General features: G+C 49.1%; 13 protein-coding genes and 1 pseudogene. 11 read left to right on the forward strand and 3 right to left on the reverse strand.

What is annotated here, in order from left to right:
• Window positions 1-168: 168 nt before the first annotated feature.
• Window positions 169-1,641 (forward strand): Ig-like domain-containing protein, encoded by a 1,473-nt coding sequence (locus KJS69_RS08475; protein ID WP_213583297.1) that lies wholly within the window; start codon window positions 169-171, stop codon window positions 1,639-1,641.
• Between the two features lie 480 nt (window positions 1,642-2,121).
• Here KJS69_RS08475 and KJS69_RS08480 read toward each other — a convergent pair whose 3' ends face one another.
• Entirely contained in the window at window positions 2,122-2,997 is an 876-nt protein-coding gene (locus tag KJS69_RS08480) for a polysaccharide deacetylase family protein (protein WP_249730431.1), read from the reverse strand.
• Window positions 2,998-3,195: 198 nt separating this feature from the next.
• Between KJS69_RS08480 and KJS69_RS08485 the strand changes: the two genes are divergently transcribed.
• The 7 genes and pseudogenes from KJS69_RS08485 (at window position 3,196) to pdaA (ending at window position 11,132) form a co-directional block, all read left to right on the forward strand.
• On the forward strand, window positions 3,196-3,654 hold the full coding sequence (locus KJS69_RS08485) for a MarR family winged helix-turn-helix transcriptional regulator (RefSeq protein ID WP_213583298.1): 459 nt from the start codon (window positions 3,196-3,198) through the stop codon (window positions 3,652-3,654).
• 294 nt (window positions 3,655-3,948) lie between these two features.
• Window positions 3,949-4,899: a ring-cleaving dioxygenase gene (locus KJS69_RS08490; RefSeq protein WP_213583299.1), complete on the forward strand. Its 951-nt coding sequence runs from the start codon at window positions 3,949-3,951 to the stop codon at window positions 4,897-4,899.
• Window positions 4,896-5,543, forward strand: coding sequence for an alpha/beta hydrolase (locus tag KJS69_RS08495; RefSeq protein WP_213583300.1), 648 nt, complete (start codon window positions 4,896-4,898; stop codon window positions 5,541-5,543). The genes KJS69_RS08490 and KJS69_RS08495 overlap by 4 nt, the downstream gene beginning before the upstream one ends.
• Window positions 5,518-5,691: pseudogene (locus KJS69_RS29625) on the forward strand (flavin reductase family protein); the annotation flags it as partial. The gene KJS69_RS08495 and the pseudogene KJS69_RS29625, both read left to right, overlap by 26 nt.
• Before the next feature lie 345 nt (window positions 5,692-6,036).
• Window positions 6,037-6,606 carry a TetR/AcrR family transcriptional regulator gene (locus KJS69_RS08505; RefSeq protein ID WP_213583302.1) on the forward strand — a complete coding sequence of 190 codons (570 nt, stop codon included), beginning with the start codon at window positions 6,037-6,039 and terminating at the stop codon, window positions 6,604-6,606.
• Between the two features lie 122 nt (window positions 6,607-6,728).
• Complete coding sequence (locus tag KJS69_RS08510; protein ID WP_283777449.1) at window positions 6,729-9,899, forward strand: bifunctional cytochrome P450/NADPH--P450 reductase; 3,171 nt, start codon at window positions 6,729-6,731, stop codon at window positions 9,897-9,899.
• A 468-nt stretch (window positions 9,900-10,367) separates the two neighbouring features.
• Window positions 10,368-11,132 (forward strand): delta-lactam-biosynthetic de-N-acetylase, encoded by a 765-nt coding sequence (gene pdaA, locus KJS69_RS08515; RefSeq protein ID WP_213583304.1) that lies wholly within the window; start codon window positions 10,368-10,370, stop codon window positions 11,130-11,132.
• A 19-nt stretch (window positions 11,133-11,151) separates the two neighbouring features.
• Here pdaA and KJS69_RS08520 read toward each other — a convergent pair whose 3' ends face one another.
• The gene (locus KJS69_RS08520; protein WP_213583305.1) at window positions 11,152-12,105 is read right to left on the reverse strand and encodes an aldo/keto reductase; all 954 of its coding nucleotides are present in this window, start codon (window positions 12,103-12,105) and stop codon (window positions 11,152-11,154) included.
• Between the two features lie 432 nt (window positions 12,106-12,537).
• Between KJS69_RS08520 and KJS69_RS08525 the strand changes: the two genes are divergently transcribed.
• Complete coding sequence (locus tag KJS69_RS08525; RefSeq protein ID WP_213583306.1) at window positions 12,538-13,476, forward strand: alpha/beta hydrolase; 939 nt, start codon at window positions 12,538-12,540, stop codon at window positions 13,474-13,476.
• A 139-nt stretch (window positions 13,477-13,615) separates the two neighbouring features.
• Here KJS69_RS08525 and KJS69_RS08530 read toward each other — a convergent pair whose 3' ends face one another.
• Entirely contained in the window at window positions 13,616-13,891 is a 276-nt protein-coding gene (locus KJS69_RS08530; protein WP_213583307.1) for a hypothetical protein, read from the reverse strand.
• Window positions 13,892-14,240: 349 nt separating this feature from the next.
• Here KJS69_RS08530 and KJS69_RS08535 point away from each other — a divergent pair, with 349 nt between their 5' ends.
• Window positions 14,241-15,521: a response regulator gene (locus KJS69_RS08535; RefSeq protein ID WP_213583308.1), complete on the forward strand. Its 1,281-nt coding sequence runs from the start codon at window positions 14,241-14,243 to the stop codon at window positions 15,519-15,521.
• A complete protein-coding gene (locus KJS69_RS08540; protein WP_213583309.1) occupies window positions 15,514-17,262 on the forward strand; it encodes a cache domain-containing sensor histidine kinase in 1,749 nt (582 codons plus the stop codon). The genes KJS69_RS08535 and KJS69_RS08540 overlap by 8 nt, the downstream gene beginning before the upstream one ends.
• The last annotated feature ends 44 nt before the right edge of the window (window positions 17,263-17,306 follow it).

Raw genomic sequence — 17,306 nt, forward strand, 5'->3', positions numbered from 1 at the left:
TAGACATTAGCCGAATTTAAAGTTCGTATACATGGCTTGAAGCTGATACACATAAGGTGCTAGAATCCGATACTCACGGGGATATCCTGACAAAGTACAGTTGTACTTACAGGGTATCCCTTTTTACGTGCAGTCGGATTTTTCCACATATTAGATGGGCTGGAAGGCATGAGAATTTCGCGGAATAATGGAGCAACTTTCACAGAGTACTATGAATCAACAGAATTTCCTCAAAACGGAAATATGGCGCAACTGATCGACGGTAGACTGTACTATACAATCGTAGGTTCAAGAATTGACGAAAACTCCGTCGAAGCATTTTCTTGGGTTTCCGCGGATTCGGGTGTAACCTGGACTAAGCAGACGGGGACAATTTATACGCCGGAAGATACCTTTACTCGCGGAAATGCAGGTTTAAGTACTCTTGTTTTTTGTGGGAAACCCATCGTGGAAAGTGACGGTACCATGTATAATTCACTACAAGCCCAGTATCGGTTTGTTAATGTTTCGACATCAATATCAAGTACAAGAAATTTCAGCAAAGCAATGATCGGATCCAACATTGACCAAATTGCATCAAGCAACAGCACGGAATCGGTTCATGTCATTGTTTTAGATCAAGATGGAAGAATGATCCCGAAGGCAGATTATACCGTAACTTATTCTTCGGATAATACAAGCGTTGTAACAGTTAATGCTGATGGATTGCTTACACCCGTTGGGACAGGGAGCGCAATTATTACAGCGGCGATTACCTATCAAGGAGTTACTCATCCTGTATCAAGACAAGTCAAGGTTATTGATGATAGCATCATTACAGAGTTGGCGTATAAATTGGTGAAATCGAATTTAGTGCCTAATGAGCAGACTCGTCTCATTGCGTGGGCAAATAATGGTTTGGGAGAAGAGGTAACAGACGGTGTTTCGTTTACGTATGGAAGTAGTGCGCCCAGTATTGCAACAGTTTCCACAAACGGAACCATAACGGGCGGAAATACTTTTGGAAAGGCGACGATCAGCGTAACCGCTTCAAATAATGGAATCACCTTTAACTCTCAGGTTGATGTCACGATTGTAATGGATGTGATAGACCCTATCACCTTTGAAGGGACGGGTCTTCCTACCAGCTTTACCGTGATATCGGGAGCGGCAAGTATTGCAACAATGAATCAAAATAATGTGCTCAGCATTTCTGATAATCTTTCTACAAGTGCGGGAAATGTTGAGCTTGTCGGTACACAAACAGCTACTAAAGTATTTGAAATGAAGGTTTATCCAAAAGTATTAGACAGAGGTTTTGGATTGTTACTATGGTCTCTTAATAGTATGAAGGAAGTGGTCTATCAGATATCCGTCAGTGCAAACGGGGTCGTCAACTATTTTACAGATACTACTCACCCTCTCGCTCCCGCAGGCACGATAGCGACCAATAATTGGTACAAATTCCGGGTAGAGGCGAATGGTTTGGGTGACACGAAATTATTCATTAACAATCTATTTATAGGAAATATTCCGAAACGCAGTGAATGGCTGGAAACAGTGGATCGAGTGTCATTTATTGTCGGCAGTACAGCTGGAACGAAAGACGTCATTTATGTCGATGATGTTTCCTTTTTTGAACCAAAGCCAGACGATTTTTGACCGATATCCAGTTGGCCACGCGGGAATCTCCCAAGTTCAGTTTGGTGCACAGCGCAACGCTACCGGCTCGCATTTTCTCAAGCACTCGGCTTGGCTTCATAGCGCTATGAGAGTAGCGGCTGACCACGATTGCGCCAGTCGCTCTGTTGGCTCCTTCGGTTGTGGTGGGAGGCACTTGTCCTTTGCGCAGTATCCCGTTCGTTCAGAAAGTCGAGCCCCGTCTATGGGCAGTATCCCGTTGGGTCAGAAAGTCGGGTTCCCGTCTATGGAAAGTATTCGTATTGGTAAAGTGGATTATCCTGAGCCAAGGGGATAATAGTCGAAAGCGATGACGGCTTGCAACTGAATAGCCCCCAGCAAGGTATCCTGCAGCAATGTAACCTAGCAATGTCCCCTATGTATCCCACAGCAAAGTAACCTAGAAATGTCCTCCAACAATGTAGCTCGCAACAAATACCCCGGCAGCCCTCAAGCGACAACTTATTCCTTATAAGCGGGAATGCCGAGCAGCTCCGGCAGGGTGGCGAAGGAATAGCCTTGTTTTCTCAGTGTTTCAATTGTATAAGGAAGGGCGTTAACGGTATTCTGCAGGCTCCCTCCTATGCCAATGGCGCTGTGCTGTAGAATAATTGCGCCTGGATGAGCATGAGAAAGAATGTTGGTGGCAACTTGTTCTGCTGTTAATCCGGACCAATCAAGACTGTCGACGTCCCACAGGATGATTTTGTAATTCATGGCCAGGATAGTTTTGACCACCTGGTCGCTTAGCGCGCCATACGGGGGACGGAAGAGCGCTGTTCTTCGTCCTACCAAACGATTAATTTCATCCTCGGTCCGCACAATTTCATTCTTCACCTCATTCACGGGAAGCTTGGTCAAATTAGGATGATTCCATGTATGATTGGCTACGATATGCCCTTCCTGTACGATGCGTTTGAGAACATCGGGATATCGCTGAATTCGCCACCCGACGCAGAAAAAGGCCGCTTTCACCTGATGAGCTTTTAACACGTCGAGAATTTGTGGGGTCCACCTATCATCCGGTCCATCGTCATAGGTTAGGGAAACTTTCTTCACCGCCGGGCCGTGCAGGATGATTTCATTCGGATACAGAGCAGACCAGTCAATCAGTTGAGGCTGAGGCGGCCTACCCTGTGAACTTTCCGGTCCTCCGGCATGCTCCTCCGGAACCCGGAAGCCTTCATGCATTGGAATCGCGGGATTTATCGCATACTTCGGGTAAGGTTGGAATGCATGGGCTGAATATCCATGCCATGACCAATAAGGCCAAGGTAACCGTGTGCTAGGCGTCCCGCAGCGGGGACACGGAGGAACATTATAAACAGGATATCGCATAAGTCACCTCCTGGGTCTCATTCTTATCAATTTATGCCCGAGAGCTTTTACAAATCCCTAAAATGACCTATGATGCTGCTATTTAAGCGTAATTTGTATGAACCACCAGATAATTAGACTATTGACAAAGGAAGGTTTTTATTATATCTTAAATTCAAGATAATTAAATTCAAGATGTTTGAAAGGGGGGATTGTCCAATGTCAGGCATTATCGATCAAGCAGGTAACTACTCCACCGACTCTCTTAAGTTATTTATCGTTCTGTCCAAAATTTATAAAACCGTTATGGATCGGGCGGTTCAAGACATGAAGCAATATGGCTTATCCCCTTCCGAATTTATGATTCTCGAGGTGCTGTATACGAAAGGCAGAATTCCTCTTCAGCAAATCGGCGAGAAGATACTGGTCACTAGCGGAAGTGTAACCTATAATATCGATAAGCTGGCGAAGAAGGGCCTTCTGCGACGGATTCCCTGCGACGAAGACCGGAGAGTCATTTACGCGGAATTGACTAAAGAGGGTAGGGAGTGGTTTTCCGGTATTTTCCAAAAACATGTGGGGGTCGTTGTCTCTATCACAAATGGTCTTTCCTTCGAAGAAAAGCGGGAAGCGACCCGGCTGCTTAAGAAACTGGGAAAAGGGGCCGAGGGAGGCTAGCTCCGGCGTCAAAGAAGGCTGGTCAGGCTTAAATAAGAAAATTTACCGAACTAAGTTCTTTATTTTTTTGTCATATATCTTTAAATCAAGATTCTTGAAATTAAATTAATAGGTGTCGTCGTCATCGGCATCGCCTTGATCGGAGCAGGCTCATATTCTTTAGACTCTTTGCTTCAATAAGCTGGCTAGCTTCCGCTCTCGGTTGATGATTTAAGTAACGAATGAGAGGAAAAGCTAACCTTAGCAAGAAGGCCTCTGGATCATTTAAGAATAAACAAAAAGGAGAGAGGATTTATGTCCTTACAAACGGCAGGGATTCACCACATTACTGCTTTTGCCAGAGATCCGCGGGCGAATGTCGATTTTTATGCTGGAGTATTAGGTTTGCGGCTTGTTAAAAAGACGATCAATTTCGATGCTCCCGAAGTGTATCATCTCTACTTCGGGGACCAAGCGGGAAATCCCGGAACGATCATCACCTTCTTTCCATGGCCGTCCTCGCGCAAAGGGCGAGTGGGGGGAGGCCAGGTTGGAGTGACCACGTATGTCGTTCCTCCGGGAACGCTCGGCTTCTGGGAAAATCGCCTGCATGGCTTTAGAATTTCCACGATGAAGCAAACCCGGTTTGCAGAAGAATACTTGCAATTCTCGGACAATGAAGGCTTGCGATTGGAGCTTGTCGAACGGGAGGAAGGGCCGAACAGCGAATGGTCGTTCGACGGTATTCCACGAGAGAAGGCGATCAAAGGTTTTGGCGGCGCGATTCTGTTCAGTACAAATGCGGCTGAGACGAGAAAAGCGCTTGAGCATACGCTTGGTTTGAAAAAAGTAGGCGAGGATACCGGGTATACCCGGTACCAAGCGACGGGTCAGCTCGGCAACATTATTGATGTTCCGCTGTCCGACGTAGCGATGGGGGCGGGAGGAGCCGGTACCGTGCACCATATCGCATGGCGCGCACACGATTTTGCAGAGCATGCCGATTGGCGCGCGCTGGCCGATCAGCAAGGCTATCAGCCGACTTCTGTTATTGATCGGCAGTACTTTAATGCGATCTATTTCCGTGAAGGCGGCGGCATCTTGTTTGAGATCGCGACAGATCCTCCAGGCTTTACGCGAGATGAAGCTCCGGAAGCATTGGGCGAACAATTAATGCTGCCGGAATGGTTTGAACCGTACCGGTCTCAGATTGAAGCGAATTTAGTCCCTATTCAAGTCAGAGCATTGGAGGAGAGGCAAGGATGAGACATCTTTTTGAGCAAGGCTCCAACCCTGAGGCGCCAACTCTCGTATTGTTTCACGGAACCGGAGGAACTGAGCGCGATTTGCTGCCGCTGGCCAAGCGAATATCCCCCGAATCGTCCGTCTTAAGCTTGCGGGGGAATGTGCTCGAGAACGGAATGCCGCGCTTTTTTAGAAGATTGGCGGAAGGGGTGTTCGATGAGGAGGACCTGATCTTCCGAACAACAGAAGTTTACCAATTTCTGCAGCAGGCTTCTGTTAAGTATTCGTTTGACCGGAGCCGGTTGATAGCCGTCGGTTATTCCAATGGGGCTAATCTGGCGGGAAGTCTCCTCTTTCATTATGAAGATGCGCTGCAAGGAGCCATTCTTCATCATCCGATGGTTCCACGGAGGGGAATAAAGCTGCCTGCTTTAACAGGAATCCCCATTTTTATCGGCGCAGGCGTTAATGATCCGATTTGCTCGGCTGAAGAAACAGAAGAGCTGCAGCAGCTGCTCACTGAAGCGGGCGCTAACGTAACGGTTCATTGGGAGCGCCACGGTCATCAGCTTACAGCGACTGAGGTGGAAGCGGCAGCTGTCTGGTTAGGGGAGCAATCGTATGAGGACGATGGATCCGGCCAGCCTGCCTCCACACGAAAGTGAAGTTGCTTTAACCGGCTTAACTCCGGTAGCCAGCGATATCCTTTCTGTACCGGGTGTGAGGGAAGCGAAGATCCGAATGGAATGCGCGTTGGAGCAAGCGATCCCGCTTGGCGGCTCGGATGAAACTCCTGCTTGTGATTTTCTCGTCGAGCTATGCCGATACGGGAACGAATTGGGTCTGGAATGGTGGACGAGTGAGGAAATCGCGGAATGGTTCCGGACACGCAGGCAAATCCAGGTGGATTTATTGGAGGATGGTCCATTAACGGTTCGCATCGAATCGAATGAAGAAGTTCGCGGGGTGACGATTCTTCTGCCGAGACGGCCCGATGAACAATGGCAATGCGTCGGATGTGAAGGGAGGGAAGGAAATATTGATCAGAGTGGAGGACTTTCAACGAGGCCTTCCAACATTCTTGACAATTTTGCATCAATAATATAAATTAATTTTAGAGGAATGAATATTCATTCCGAGTGTTGGGAGGACTGTAAAATGTCTAAAAACAAAAGAACGGATATTTTGGAGGCTGCTTTAAAACTGTTTGCCGAACGGGGTTACGACGGGACTACGGTGCCTACGATTGCAGATCAGGCACAGGTGGGAGCCGGCACCATCTATCGCTATTTTGCGAACAAGGAAGTCCTTGTCAACTCGCTGTTTCAAGAATGCATCCAGCAGCTTACCAATACTCTGCTGACAGATGTGCCCCCCGATGCGGCGCCGATTCGCGAACGTTTTAAACATATTTTCTTCTGTATCAGTGAATATGCAGGCGCTCATGATCAGGCTTTAACTTTCATTGCATCTCATTCGGACGCTCCTTTCCTGGATGAGAGTAGCGGAGAGATGTTTGAACAATTTCTCGATTTAATTCGCGGTGTCATTGATGAAGGCAAAAAACAGGGGATTATTTGCCCGTTGCCGTCGAATGCTCTGATCGCCATGGTTTATGGAGCGATGGTCAAGCTCTTTAAAATGATGAAGGCCGGCGCACTGGAAGAAACGCCCGGTTTGTTGGCTCAAATTGAAGAATGCTGCTGGAATGCGATTCGTGTTCATTGAATAAGCGAAGTTTTTTGTCCGAAACGGAATGAATATTCATTCCGTTTCGGACGTAAATGGGTGGAGCTGAATACCCCCAGGATACCAGTTCCATACTAACCTGTATCAGGAGGAGAGTGCACATGACAACAACGATTCCACAACCCAAAACATTCGGACCGCTTGGCAATCTTCCCTTATTGGATCTGGATAGCCCGGTCCAATCCTTGGTCAAGCTGGCGGATCAATATGGGCCTGTTTTCAGAATGGATTTGCCCGGACGGTCGGATTTGTTTATATCCAGCCACGAATTGGTAGCCGATGCTTGTGACGAGTCCCGATTCGATAAGAAAGTGTGGGCACCTCTGCAGAAAGTCCGCGCTTTCGCCGGAGACGGCTTGTTCACAAGCGAGACGGATGAGCCTAATTGGCAGAAAGCGCACAATATTCTGCTGCCAAGCTTCAGCCAAACGGCCATGCGCGGTTATCACGGCATGATGGTCGATATTGCGCTCCAACTCATTCAGAAATGGGCGCGCCTGAACCCGGATGAGAGTGTAGACGTACCCGAAGATATGACTCGATTGACGCTGGATACGATCGGTTTATGCGGATTCAATTACCGATTCAACAGCTTCTATCGGGAACAGCCGCATCCTTTCATTACAAGCATGGTCCGGGCACTGGGCGAAGCCATGAATCAGCTGCAGCGCCTCGGCATTCAGGATAAGCTGATGGTGATTACCAAGCGGCAATACAAGCACGATATTCAAGCGATGTTCTCCCTGGTCGACAAAATCATTTCCGAACGCAAAGCCCAAGGCTATCAAGGAGGGGAGGATCTGCTCGCGCATATGCTGAGCGGCAAGGATCCGGAAACGGGAGCCTCTTTGGACGATGAGAACATCCGGTACCAGATCATTACATTCCTCATAGCCGGGCACGAGACGACAAGCGGGCTGTTATCCTTTGCGCTGTATTTCCTCCTGAAAAATCCGGATAAGCTGCAGAAGGCTTATGAAGAAGTGGATCGTGTTCTAACCGATCCGGTTCCGAGCTATGTTCAGGTTCGTGAACTCAAATATATTCGGATGATTCTGAATGAATCGCTTCGGCTGTGGCCAACCGCTCCGGCTTTCTCCTTGTACGCCAAGGAGGATACGGTGCTGGCCGGAAAATATCCATTGAAAAAAGGCGACAGCGTGAACGTGCTAATCCCTAAACTTCATCGGGATACCTCTGTATGGGGCGAGGATGTCGAGGAGTTTCGCCCGGAGCGATTCGCGGATCCGAGCCAAATTCCTTACCATGCCTACAAGCCGTTCGGGAACGGTCAGCGGGCATGCATCGGTCAGCAGTTTGCTCTTCAAGAAGCAACGCTTGTATTGGGAATGGTGCTCAAGCATTTTGAGATTATAGACCATACAAATTATCAGTTAAAAGCGAAGGAAACTTTGACGTTAAAGCCGGAAGGTTTCACGTTGCGGGTTCGCCCCCGGGGCGGACAGGTTTCCTATACCTTCTCCACGGCGGAGACAGCGGCCCCGGTGGAGAAGCAGGGCGAGCAGGCAGTGAAGCCTGCGGTGGAAGCCCATAATACGCCGCTGCTTGTGCTCTACGGATCGAATATGGGCACGGCGGAAGGCATTGCACGAGAGCTTGCGGATACTGCGCGTTATTGGGGCTTCCGCAGCGAGGTGGCTCCATTGAATGATCGCGTAGGCAAGCTGCCCAAAGAGGGGGCGGTCTTCATCATCTCGGCCTCTTATAATGGGAAGCCGCCGAGCAATGCCCGCGAATTTGTGCAATGGCTCGAGGGAGTGGAGCCCGGCGAACTGGAGGGTGTGCGCTATGGGGTGTTCGGATGCGGAGATCATAACTGGGCCAGCACTTACCAGCAGGTTCCCCGGCTTATTGACGAGCTGCTCGCGGCCCGGGGGGCGACACGGCTAGCTATCCGCGGGGAAGCGGATGCCAGCGGCGACTTCGAGAAGCAGGTCGAAGAATGGGGCGGGAAGATATGGCCGGAAGTGCTCAGTGCTCTCGGTCTGGAGAGCATCAGCATTCCGCAGGAGGAGCGAAGTACGCTCACCATGCGGTTCGTCAGCGGTCTTGTCGGAACTCCGATCGCCGACAGCTACGATGCGCTCCTTGCTTCCATAACGGTAAATCGTGAGCTGCAAGCAGAAGGCAGCGAGCGGAGCACGCGCCATATCGAAATTTCACTGCCGGAAGGCGCAGCTTACCAAGAGGGGGATCACCTTGGAGTTATCCCCGAGAACGAGCCCGAGTTGGTAGAGCGTGTGCTTCGGCGATTCGGTCTGAATGCCGGCGACCATCTTATCATAAGCGCAAGCGGACGCAGTGCCGTTCATCTACCACTCGACCGTCCGATAAGAGTATATGATTTGCTCAGCCACAGTGTGGAGCTGCAGGAAGCGGCTACGCGCGCCCAGCTTCGTGAGCTGGCCGCATTTACCGTTTGCCCGCCGCATAAGAAGGAGCTGGAGGCCCTCCTGGAGGAGGAAGCCTACAAGGAAGAAGTATGGGACAAACGTCTGACGATGCTCGAATTGTTAGAGCAGTATCCGGCTTGCGAATTGCCGTTTGAGCGGTTTGTGGAGCTGCTGCCGCCGCTTAAACCGCGGTATTATTCTATCTCCAGCTCTCCCAAGACGCAGCCGGGCCAGACAAGCATTACCGTCGGCGTCGTATGCGGACCGGCCAAGAGCGGACGCGGCGAATATCGCGGCGTGGCCTCGAATTATTTGGCCAAGCGTCAGCCCGGAGATCCCATCGTCCTGTTCGTCAGCTCGCCCGACTCCGGTTTTCAACTGCCGGAAAACCCGGAAACGCCTGTCATTATGGTGGGGCCGGGAACGGGGATTGCACCGTTCAGAGGTTTCCTGCAAGCCCGCAGCGTTTTAAAGAAAGAAGGCAAAAAGCTGGGTGAGGCTCATTTATATTTCGGCTGTCGCAATGAAAAAGACCAGCTCTACCGTGAGGAAATGGAGCAGTTCGAGCAGGAAGGAATCGTGAGCATCCACACGGCATTTTCCCGAATGGAAGGGACCGCAAAAACCTATGTCCAGCATCTGATGTTGAAAAATTCGCGGGAGATCATCGATTTGCTCGACCATGGAGGAAGGCTCTATATATGCGGAGACGGAAGCAGAATGGCTCCGGAGGTCGAGCTCGCTTTACAGGAAGCTTACCGGGAAGTTCATCAAGCAAGTGCGGAGGAAGCCCGTAAGTGGCTGGAAAGTCTGGAAGATGAGGGCCGTCTTGCCAAGGACGTCTGGGCAGGAATATAAATTGCGGCCGCGAGTAGAGGAAGGTTTACCGATTCCGAACACTCCAGAGAAAAGCCTGCGATAATGCAGTAATTTCCGTATTAAACGGCCCAATCTCCCTTGAAACGAGAATAAAGATGTATTTTTGCAGGCTTTGCTGCGGACATGGGACCCTACGGTTAAAAGCATGCAGAATTGCAGGCTTTCTCATCACCACAGCGTAAAAAGGAGTAAACAAAAATTGTTATACATGAAAAGCTGCCTTATAGAAGGGTTGCCGCTAGAAGATTAATAAACGAAGTTGGCTCAACGTCAAAATTTTCATCCCCGATGGTGGCCGCCAGGTCATGCTTTGTGGGAGATTTACAGGGCTCCGGTAGAAGTTTTTTTATGTTACACGCTTATCCAGTACATGAATCTTGGTCAACCGGACAAAAATAAAGGCTGGAACCAACGTTCAAATACACATTTACTGGAGTGATTTAACGAATGAAACGGTTTGCGGCCCTATTCTTCCTGATAACGCTTATGATTTTTCCTTTCCAGGCAGAGGCGTCACCCGGAGGAGTGCATCACTTTGGATTTAAGAAAAGCAAGAACGGGCAACTGCCTTCTATCGATCAGGAAGGATTCAAGGACATTGTGCAAAAGCATGGCGCTATCTTTCTGGGGGATACGACGAAGAAAGAGCTTTATCTGACTTTCGACAATGGTTACGAAAATGGCTTTACCCCCAAGCTTCTGGATATATTAAAGGAGAGGCAGGTTCCCGCTGCTTTTTTTGTCACCGGGCATTTTGTCCAGGATCAGCCCGAGTTGGTTAAGAGAATGGTCAGCGAAGGCCATGTGATAGGCAACCATTCCTGGAGCCATCCCGATATGACGCAAATTTCCAGAGAACAGATCAAGAGCGAATTGGACAAGGTCAGGGAGAAAGTTGCCGAACTGACGGAACAAAAAGAGATGAAATTTTTGCGCCCGCCGCGGGGAATCTTTAACGACCGGATGCTGGGGATCAGCAAAGAATTGGGGTATACCAATGTGTTCTGGTCAGTCGCCTATAAAGATTGGGATGTTAACGCCCAGAGGGGCGGAGGCTATGCTTACGAGAAAGTGATATCCCAGCTTCACCCCGGGGCGGTCATCCTGCTCCATTCCATCTCCAGCGACAATGCGGCCGCATTAAGCCGGATCATCGATGATGCCCGGCAACAGGGCTATGAGTTCAAGAGCCTGGAACAATTAATAAAATAATGATCGATCCGCCTGTTTTTTATAGATTGTAGAGCTCTGTCTTGTGGTAGCCAAATTGCTTTAACCGGGCTAACAGCGGTTTAGGGAGGGGAGGCAGAGAAGCGGCACGCAGATTGTCAAACAACTGCCCGGGATTTCTGGCCCCGACGATAACAGTGGATAAATGCGGGTTGGCCAAGACAAACTGTATGCTGAATGCGGACAGATCGGGCGTCCCCTCCGGAATCCATTCCCGCAAGTCGGAGACGGACTGCAGGATGGTGTCCAGCGCCTTCTCGCTCCAGCGGTTGCGGTGATCCGTTGAGGCGAACCGGTGACCTACCGCATATTTCCCGGTAAGGAAGCCGCTTTCGAGCACCGTGCGGATGACCAGCCCGACTCCCGCTTGATGGCAGGTCTCGAAGATGCCGTCGTAGTCGAGCTTCTGTCGGAGAACGCTGTACACCGTTTCGAATACATCTACTTCTCCTTGCGCTATATACTGGCGGCACATGGCGACCGTCTCGTCCGTGACCGCAGGACCTTTAATGGAGGCGCCGATGTGACGGATCAATCCTTGCTTCTTCATTTTCTTCATTTCCCCGATGGCCAACTCCATGACAGCCGGGTCTTCAGACGGAAGATGCATCATCAGGACATCGACGTAACCGGTTTTCAGTTCGGTCAGTGAGGTCTCCAGATCCTGCCACATCCTCGGAATGCGTTCGGCTGTTTCTGAATTGCCCGACTTCGTGATAAGGACTACTTCTTCGCGGTTCCGTCCCTCCAATGCTTTCCCGATCCATTTCTCACTTAGTCCATAACCGCGCGCGGTATCAATCAGATTGCCGCCGCTTTCCAAATAAGCCTCAACGGTAGAGACGGCGTCCTGTTCTTTCACTTCGCCGTACGAAGTCCCGCCGATTGCCCAAGCGCCGAAGCCGAGCTCGGCTACTTGCAGTCCCGTTCGTCCCAATCGTCTTTTGTTGATCATTGTTATGACCTCCCTTGTTTGAATAAGCTTCGATTTTTTGCTGACGATGGCAAAACTCGTTCTTGTCTATCATACTGCAGATTGGAGAAAAATGGAGGAAAAGTTTTGGGAATTGTCATTGAAATTATAGTTTACAAGGGCAGATGAAAAGTTAAAAAAGGATTATTCTCGTCTCGTTTTGTACCTGGTAGCCATTTTTCTGTTCTTTTGACTGTTATCCCTTTGGGTCAGAAAAATCTCCTCTCATTCAAATGGGTTACCCTGGGATCATCATTTGGTTCTGGGCAGGGCTCGGGATTCGTGTTAATATGTTGCCAGAGACACGTTTCTGACAATTTTAGGGTTTTTGCTAGAATTGCAACTCCTGCTCGTTTTACAATTCTATTCAGTGTTTCAAGTTCTTAAAAAATCCATAATTATGAGGGGATTAGGATGAGAAGTACGCAGCTTCAATGGACGGACAACAACCTCCACGTATATAAATGGGAGCCGGATGAAGGGGAACAGGCATACGGCGTCATGCAAATCGTCCATGGTTCTTGCGAGCATGCTAACCGCTATGAACGCTTTGCCCATTTTCTTACGGAACGGGGATGGATCGTCTATGCCAGTGATCTGAGAGGGCACGGCCGGTCGGTCTCCCGAAAGGAAGATCTCGGATATTTTGGAGAGCGGGACGGCTGGAACGGAATGGTCGAAGATTTGCATCAGGTCACGGAGCTTATTCGCGAGGAGCATCCTGCTATGAGCATCTTTCTGTTTGGCCATAGTATGGGCTCATTTCTGGCTCGCCATTATGCGATCCGATTCGGATCGGAATTGGCGGGACTGATCCTCAGCGGAACCGCTCACCATGACAGAATTTCTCTGCAGGCGGGCAGACTTCTGGCGAACCGGGAAATCCGCAGGAAAGGGATCAAGCACCGCAGCATGTTACTATATAAGCTGACGTACGCCCCTTTCAATAAACGGTTTGAGCCGGCAAGGTCAGTGCAGGATTGGCTATCCCGGGATCAGGCAGAGGTGGATCTGTTTCTGCAGGATGAACTGTGCGGGTTCATATTTACGGCCGGAGGCTTTCGTGACATGTTCGATGGCTTGTTATTTATTACAGACCCGGCGAAGATTCGGTTGACCCCCAGCCATTTGCCGGTTTATTTCATCTCCGGTCAAGACGATCCTGTCGGCCGATACGGCAAGATGGTACAGCGGGCGTATGATGCCTACCGGAAGGCAGGCTTGAGTAATATCGAGATGAAATTGTATGACGGAATGCGGCATGAAATCTTGAATGAAATCGGCCGGGAAGAAGTATATGAGGACATCCTGAGATGGATGGCGAAAATCCGACTAGTTAAGCCAGGAGCTTGAGTTTTTTGGTAGACGCTGGTTTTTTATTAGAATTTGAGCCGTTTTGAGGGCGAAGCGGGTTAGGAGGAAGAGGCAGCGCTGGCCAGAAAAGAGACCTTCCGCATGGCATGGAGGTCTCTTTTCCATTATTTATGTAATCCTACTCTTTGTTCAAAGACATAAAGGATTGTGAAATATTAAAGCCTTCCTGGTCACGGGTAATGACCTTGATGTAGGTGTAATCGTTTGCATCAATAATCCAGACGGTATTTTTATCTATCGGAATCGCAAATAATTGCTGCGGCTTGTCCAGCATGCCGCTGACAGTTACCGCATGGTTATTATTAATTGAAGTGGATACTTTGTTAATGGACCAGACGGTTAAGATGGTGAGCCACATCATTATTATAAGTACGAAGAATTTGGTCTTCCGCATAATAAGTCCCCCTTTCATCTGCTAATATCGTTGCCGCCGGTCTTATATAATCAATCATCTCCCCCTTTCAGTTTTCATTTATTATACAACATATTTTCCAATCGGGATGAAGGAAAGCATGAAATTACTGATCATCTCGCGCAGCTTGCAGGGAACGCGCTTCAGCCATGGGCTTACTTTGGCTAGAAATAGCGGATCATCTGGGCTGGCAATACCCAGCCCCAACTTCGAAAACGAAAGAGCAATGAAATGTCCTTATCGATGTCATGTTTTTTCCAAATATGGTATTCTGGTGTACACGCGTCTGCTATGCTGTTACAACAATAACAATGGTTGGAAGGGGATGTGAATGTACAACATCATGATTGTGGATGACGAGAAACTGGTCCGCGAGAGCATCAAGCAATGTATTGATTGGAAGGCGCATGGATATACCTTCCTTGGTGATTATGCCAACGGTCGGGAAGCCATTGAGGCCATTGAACAGCAAAGACCGGATGTCGTTCTATCCGACATCTGCATGCCTTATACGGATGGTCTGGAATTATGTGCCTATATTCAACGCAATTATCCTTCTATTAAAGTGGTGCTTCTGACCGGGTACGATGATTTTGATTATGCGCAGCAGGCTCTTCGATCGAAAGTTTACGATTACATTTTGAAACCGATTACAGCCAGCGAGCTGCGCCAATTGCTGCACAGCATCAAGGAGGTGATGGACGAAGAGAAGAAGCGGCATGAAGATTTAACGTTGCTGCAGGTGCAGCTTAATCAAAGCTTGCCGCTGCTGAGGGAAAAATTTTTGGAGCATGCGGTAACCTCGGCATTACCGGCCCATGAGCTGGATGAACGCCTTCGTTATTTTCAGCTCCCGCCGCTGCACCCGGATTATCTGGTGCTGGTGATCGATATTGATGATTTTGGCGAGAGAGCGGTCGGCCTGTCGAGCTTCGAGCAGGAATTGCTTCGTTTTGCCTGCTTTAACATTGTGGAGGAAATGGCGAGGCCCTTTCACGGGATTGCCTTTCGCACCCGGGAGGAGAAAATAGTCATTCTCTTGTCGGGAAATGAAGGCAAGATGCTGTACGAGGCCGCCCAGTCGCTGGCAGAAGGAATCCGCGAATCGGTGGAAAGCTATTTAAGCTTTACCGTAACTGTCGGTGTCGGCAGGTGTGCCCGTTCGACCACTGAGCTGCCAAGCAGCTACAAGAGTGCTTGTACCGCTCTGGTCTACCGGTTATTGCTCGGCACGAACCAATCGATCTGCATCATCGATATGGAAGGCGTTCAGGGCAAGATGCTGAGCGCCGTTCAATATATCGAGGAGAATTATGATGACGAGCAGCTGTCCATACAAAAAATTTGCAGGCATGTCATGATGAGCGCAAGCTATTTCAGCTCCGCCTTCAAGCAGTATACAGGGGAAACATTCGTGGAGTATTTAACGCGAATTCGTGTGGGAAAAGCAAAGGAGCTGCTGGCGCAGACTTCATTAAGAAAATATGAAATCGCTTACATGGTTGGCTATAAGGATCCTCATTACTTCAGTGCCCTATTTAAAAAGCATACGGGAGAATCGCCTACCGATTACCGCGACAAAAGACGGAGGAGCCCTAAACGATATGAATAAATTCAGGAGCATTCGGGCGACGATTGCTTTCGCTTTCTCTTGTCTCATTATTGTGTCAACGCTTGTGACAAGTGTGATTTCCTACCGTCTTTCTCAGCAGGCGGTAGAGAGCAATGTGCGGGTCAGTGTTTCTGAATTGATTAAGCAGGTGAACAGCAATATTCAATCCTATATTACCAATATGGAGAACATTTCGCTGCTCGTATTGAACAACCCGGAAGTCCGGCATTATATCTCCAGCGCCAGCTTTATCGGCGAGGACGACCGCAGACCGTATGAGAAGAAAATTTATGATTTATTCCAATCAATTATGATTACGAGAAAAGATATAGCTTCGATCATGGTGTTCGGATATAACGGAAGATTTGTGACGGATCGCAGAGTAACGAATCTGAATCCTTACGCTGACATTACGAAGCAAGCCTGGTATGCCGACGCGAAGCAATCCGGCGGTCCTCCAGTTATATCAACGACACATGTTCAAAATATTTTACAAAACCAATACCGCTGGGTCGTATCGTTAAGCCGGGAAATCAAAGGGGCCGACGGGATGACCGGTGAAGGTATTTTTCTCGTTGATCTGAACTTTAGTGTCATCCAGGAAATTTGCGAGCAAGTGAACCTGGGCCAACGAGGGTATGTGTTTATTGTCGATAAGGAAGGCGGCATTGTGTATCATCCGCACCAGCAGTTGATCTACAGCCATCTGAAGAAGGAAGCCATCGAGCCGGTTCTTGAAATGAGTGACGGAAGCTTCGAGATCAGGGAGAAGGGGCGCAAGCGCATCTATTCGGTCCAGGATACAAGCTATGGGTGGAAAATCGTCGGCGTATCCTATACGGATGAATTGATTACTAACGAAGAGGAGATGCGGCTCTCTTTTTTCCTGTGGGGACTCATTGCCTTGTCTGTCGTGTTGATCTGCTCCATGGCGATCTCCCATCGTCTTGCCAAACCGATCATCGGTCTGACCCGTGATATGAAGCAAGTGGAGCAGGGTAATTTTAACGTCGTTACGGAAATGGCCAGCACCAATGAAATCGCCCAGCTTGCCAGAGCCTTCAATATGATGGTTGGGGAAATCAAAAAATTGATGAAGCAAATTGTAGCTGAACAGGAATTCAAAAGAAAAAGCGAGTTGAAGGCGCTCCAAGCGCAGATTAATCCTCATTTTATTTATAATACGCTGGATTCCATCGTCTGGATGGCGGAGGCGAAGAAGAATGAGGAGGTCGTGTGGATGACGTCTTCCTTGGCGAAGATGCTGCGGATCGGCATCCACCGGGACGACGAGGTTATCCCTATTTGGATGGAAGTCGAGCATATCCGCAGCTATTTGCGCATTCAGCAAATGAGATACGAGGATCAGCTGAACTTCCGCATCGAAATGAACCCTGAAATTACGATGTTCAAGACGTTGAAAGTCATCCTGCAGCCCTTTGTCGAGAATGCGATTTATCATGGGATCAAGAACAGGTACGGTATGGGGACGGTCAGGATTACCGGGGAACCCCAAGGCAATCATATCGTCTTCGAGGTGATGGACGACGGAATCGGGATGACCCCCGAGCAATTGTCGGCTGCCCTGCGCGGTTCGGGAACGAAGGAGCGCAAGCGTATCGGAATTGCCAATGTCCATGAAAGAATACAGCTTTATTTCGGACAGGATTACGGTGTTACATTCGAAAGCAGGCCGGGAGAAGGGACGAAGGTAACGATCCTTATTCCGAAATTGGAATAAGCGAACGGATGAGGCGGGCGGGCCATGCTATCGCCACAGCGCAC

This window comes from Paenibacillus sp. J2TS4 (assembly GCF_018403245.1).
Lineage (GTDB): Bacteria > Bacillota > Bacilli > Paenibacillales > NBRC-103111 > Paenibacillus_L.

Coding starts and splice junctions, on each gene's coding strand:
- KJS69_RS08485 (WP_213583298.1), top strand. CDS start 3,196: ATGTCAGGCATTATCGATCAAGCAGGTAACTACTCCACCGACTCTCTT.
- KJS69_RS08490 (WP_213583299.1), top strand. CDS start 3,949: ATGTCCTTACAAACGGCAGGGATTCACCACATTACTGCTTTTGCCAGA.
- KJS69_RS08480 (WP_249730431.1), bottom strand. CDS start 2,997: ATGCGATATCCTGTTTATAATGTTCCTCCGTGTCCCCGCTGCGGGACG.
- KJS69_RS08505 (WP_213583302.1), top strand. CDS start 6,037: ATGTCTAAAAACAAAAGAACGGATATTTTGGAGGCTGCTTTAAAACTG.
- KJS69_RS08540 (WP_213583309.1), top strand. CDS start 15,514: ATGAATAAATTCAGGAGCATTCGGGCGACGATTGCTTTCGCTTTCTCT.
- KJS69_RS08525 (WP_213583306.1), top strand. CDS start 12,538: ATGAGAAGTACGCAGCTTCAATGGACGGACAACAACCTCCACGTATAT.
- KJS69_RS08475 (WP_213583297.1), top strand. CDS start 169: ATGAGAATTTCGCGGAATAATGGAGCAACTTTCACAGAGTACTATGAA.
- pdaA (WP_213583304.1), top strand. CDS start 10,368: ATGAAACGGTTTGCGGCCCTATTCTTCCTGATAACGCTTATGATTTTT.
- KJS69_RS08510 (WP_283777449.1), top strand. CDS start 6,729: ATGACAACAACGATTCCACAACCCAAAACATTCGGACCGCTTGGCAAT.
- KJS69_RS08535 (WP_213583308.1), top strand. CDS start 14,241: ATGTACAACATCATGATTGTGGATGACGAGAAACTGGTCCGCGAGAGC.
- KJS69_RS08530 (WP_213583307.1), bottom strand. CDS start 13,891: ATGCGGAAGACCAAATTCTTCGTACTTATAATAATGATGTGGCTCACC.
- KJS69_RS08520 (WP_213583305.1), bottom strand. CDS start 12,105: ATGATCAACAAAAGACGATTGGGACGAACGGGACTGCAAGTAGCCGAG.
- KJS69_RS08495 (WP_213583300.1), top strand. CDS start 4,896: ATGAGACATCTTTTTGAGCAAGGCTCCAACCCTGAGGCGCCAACTCTC.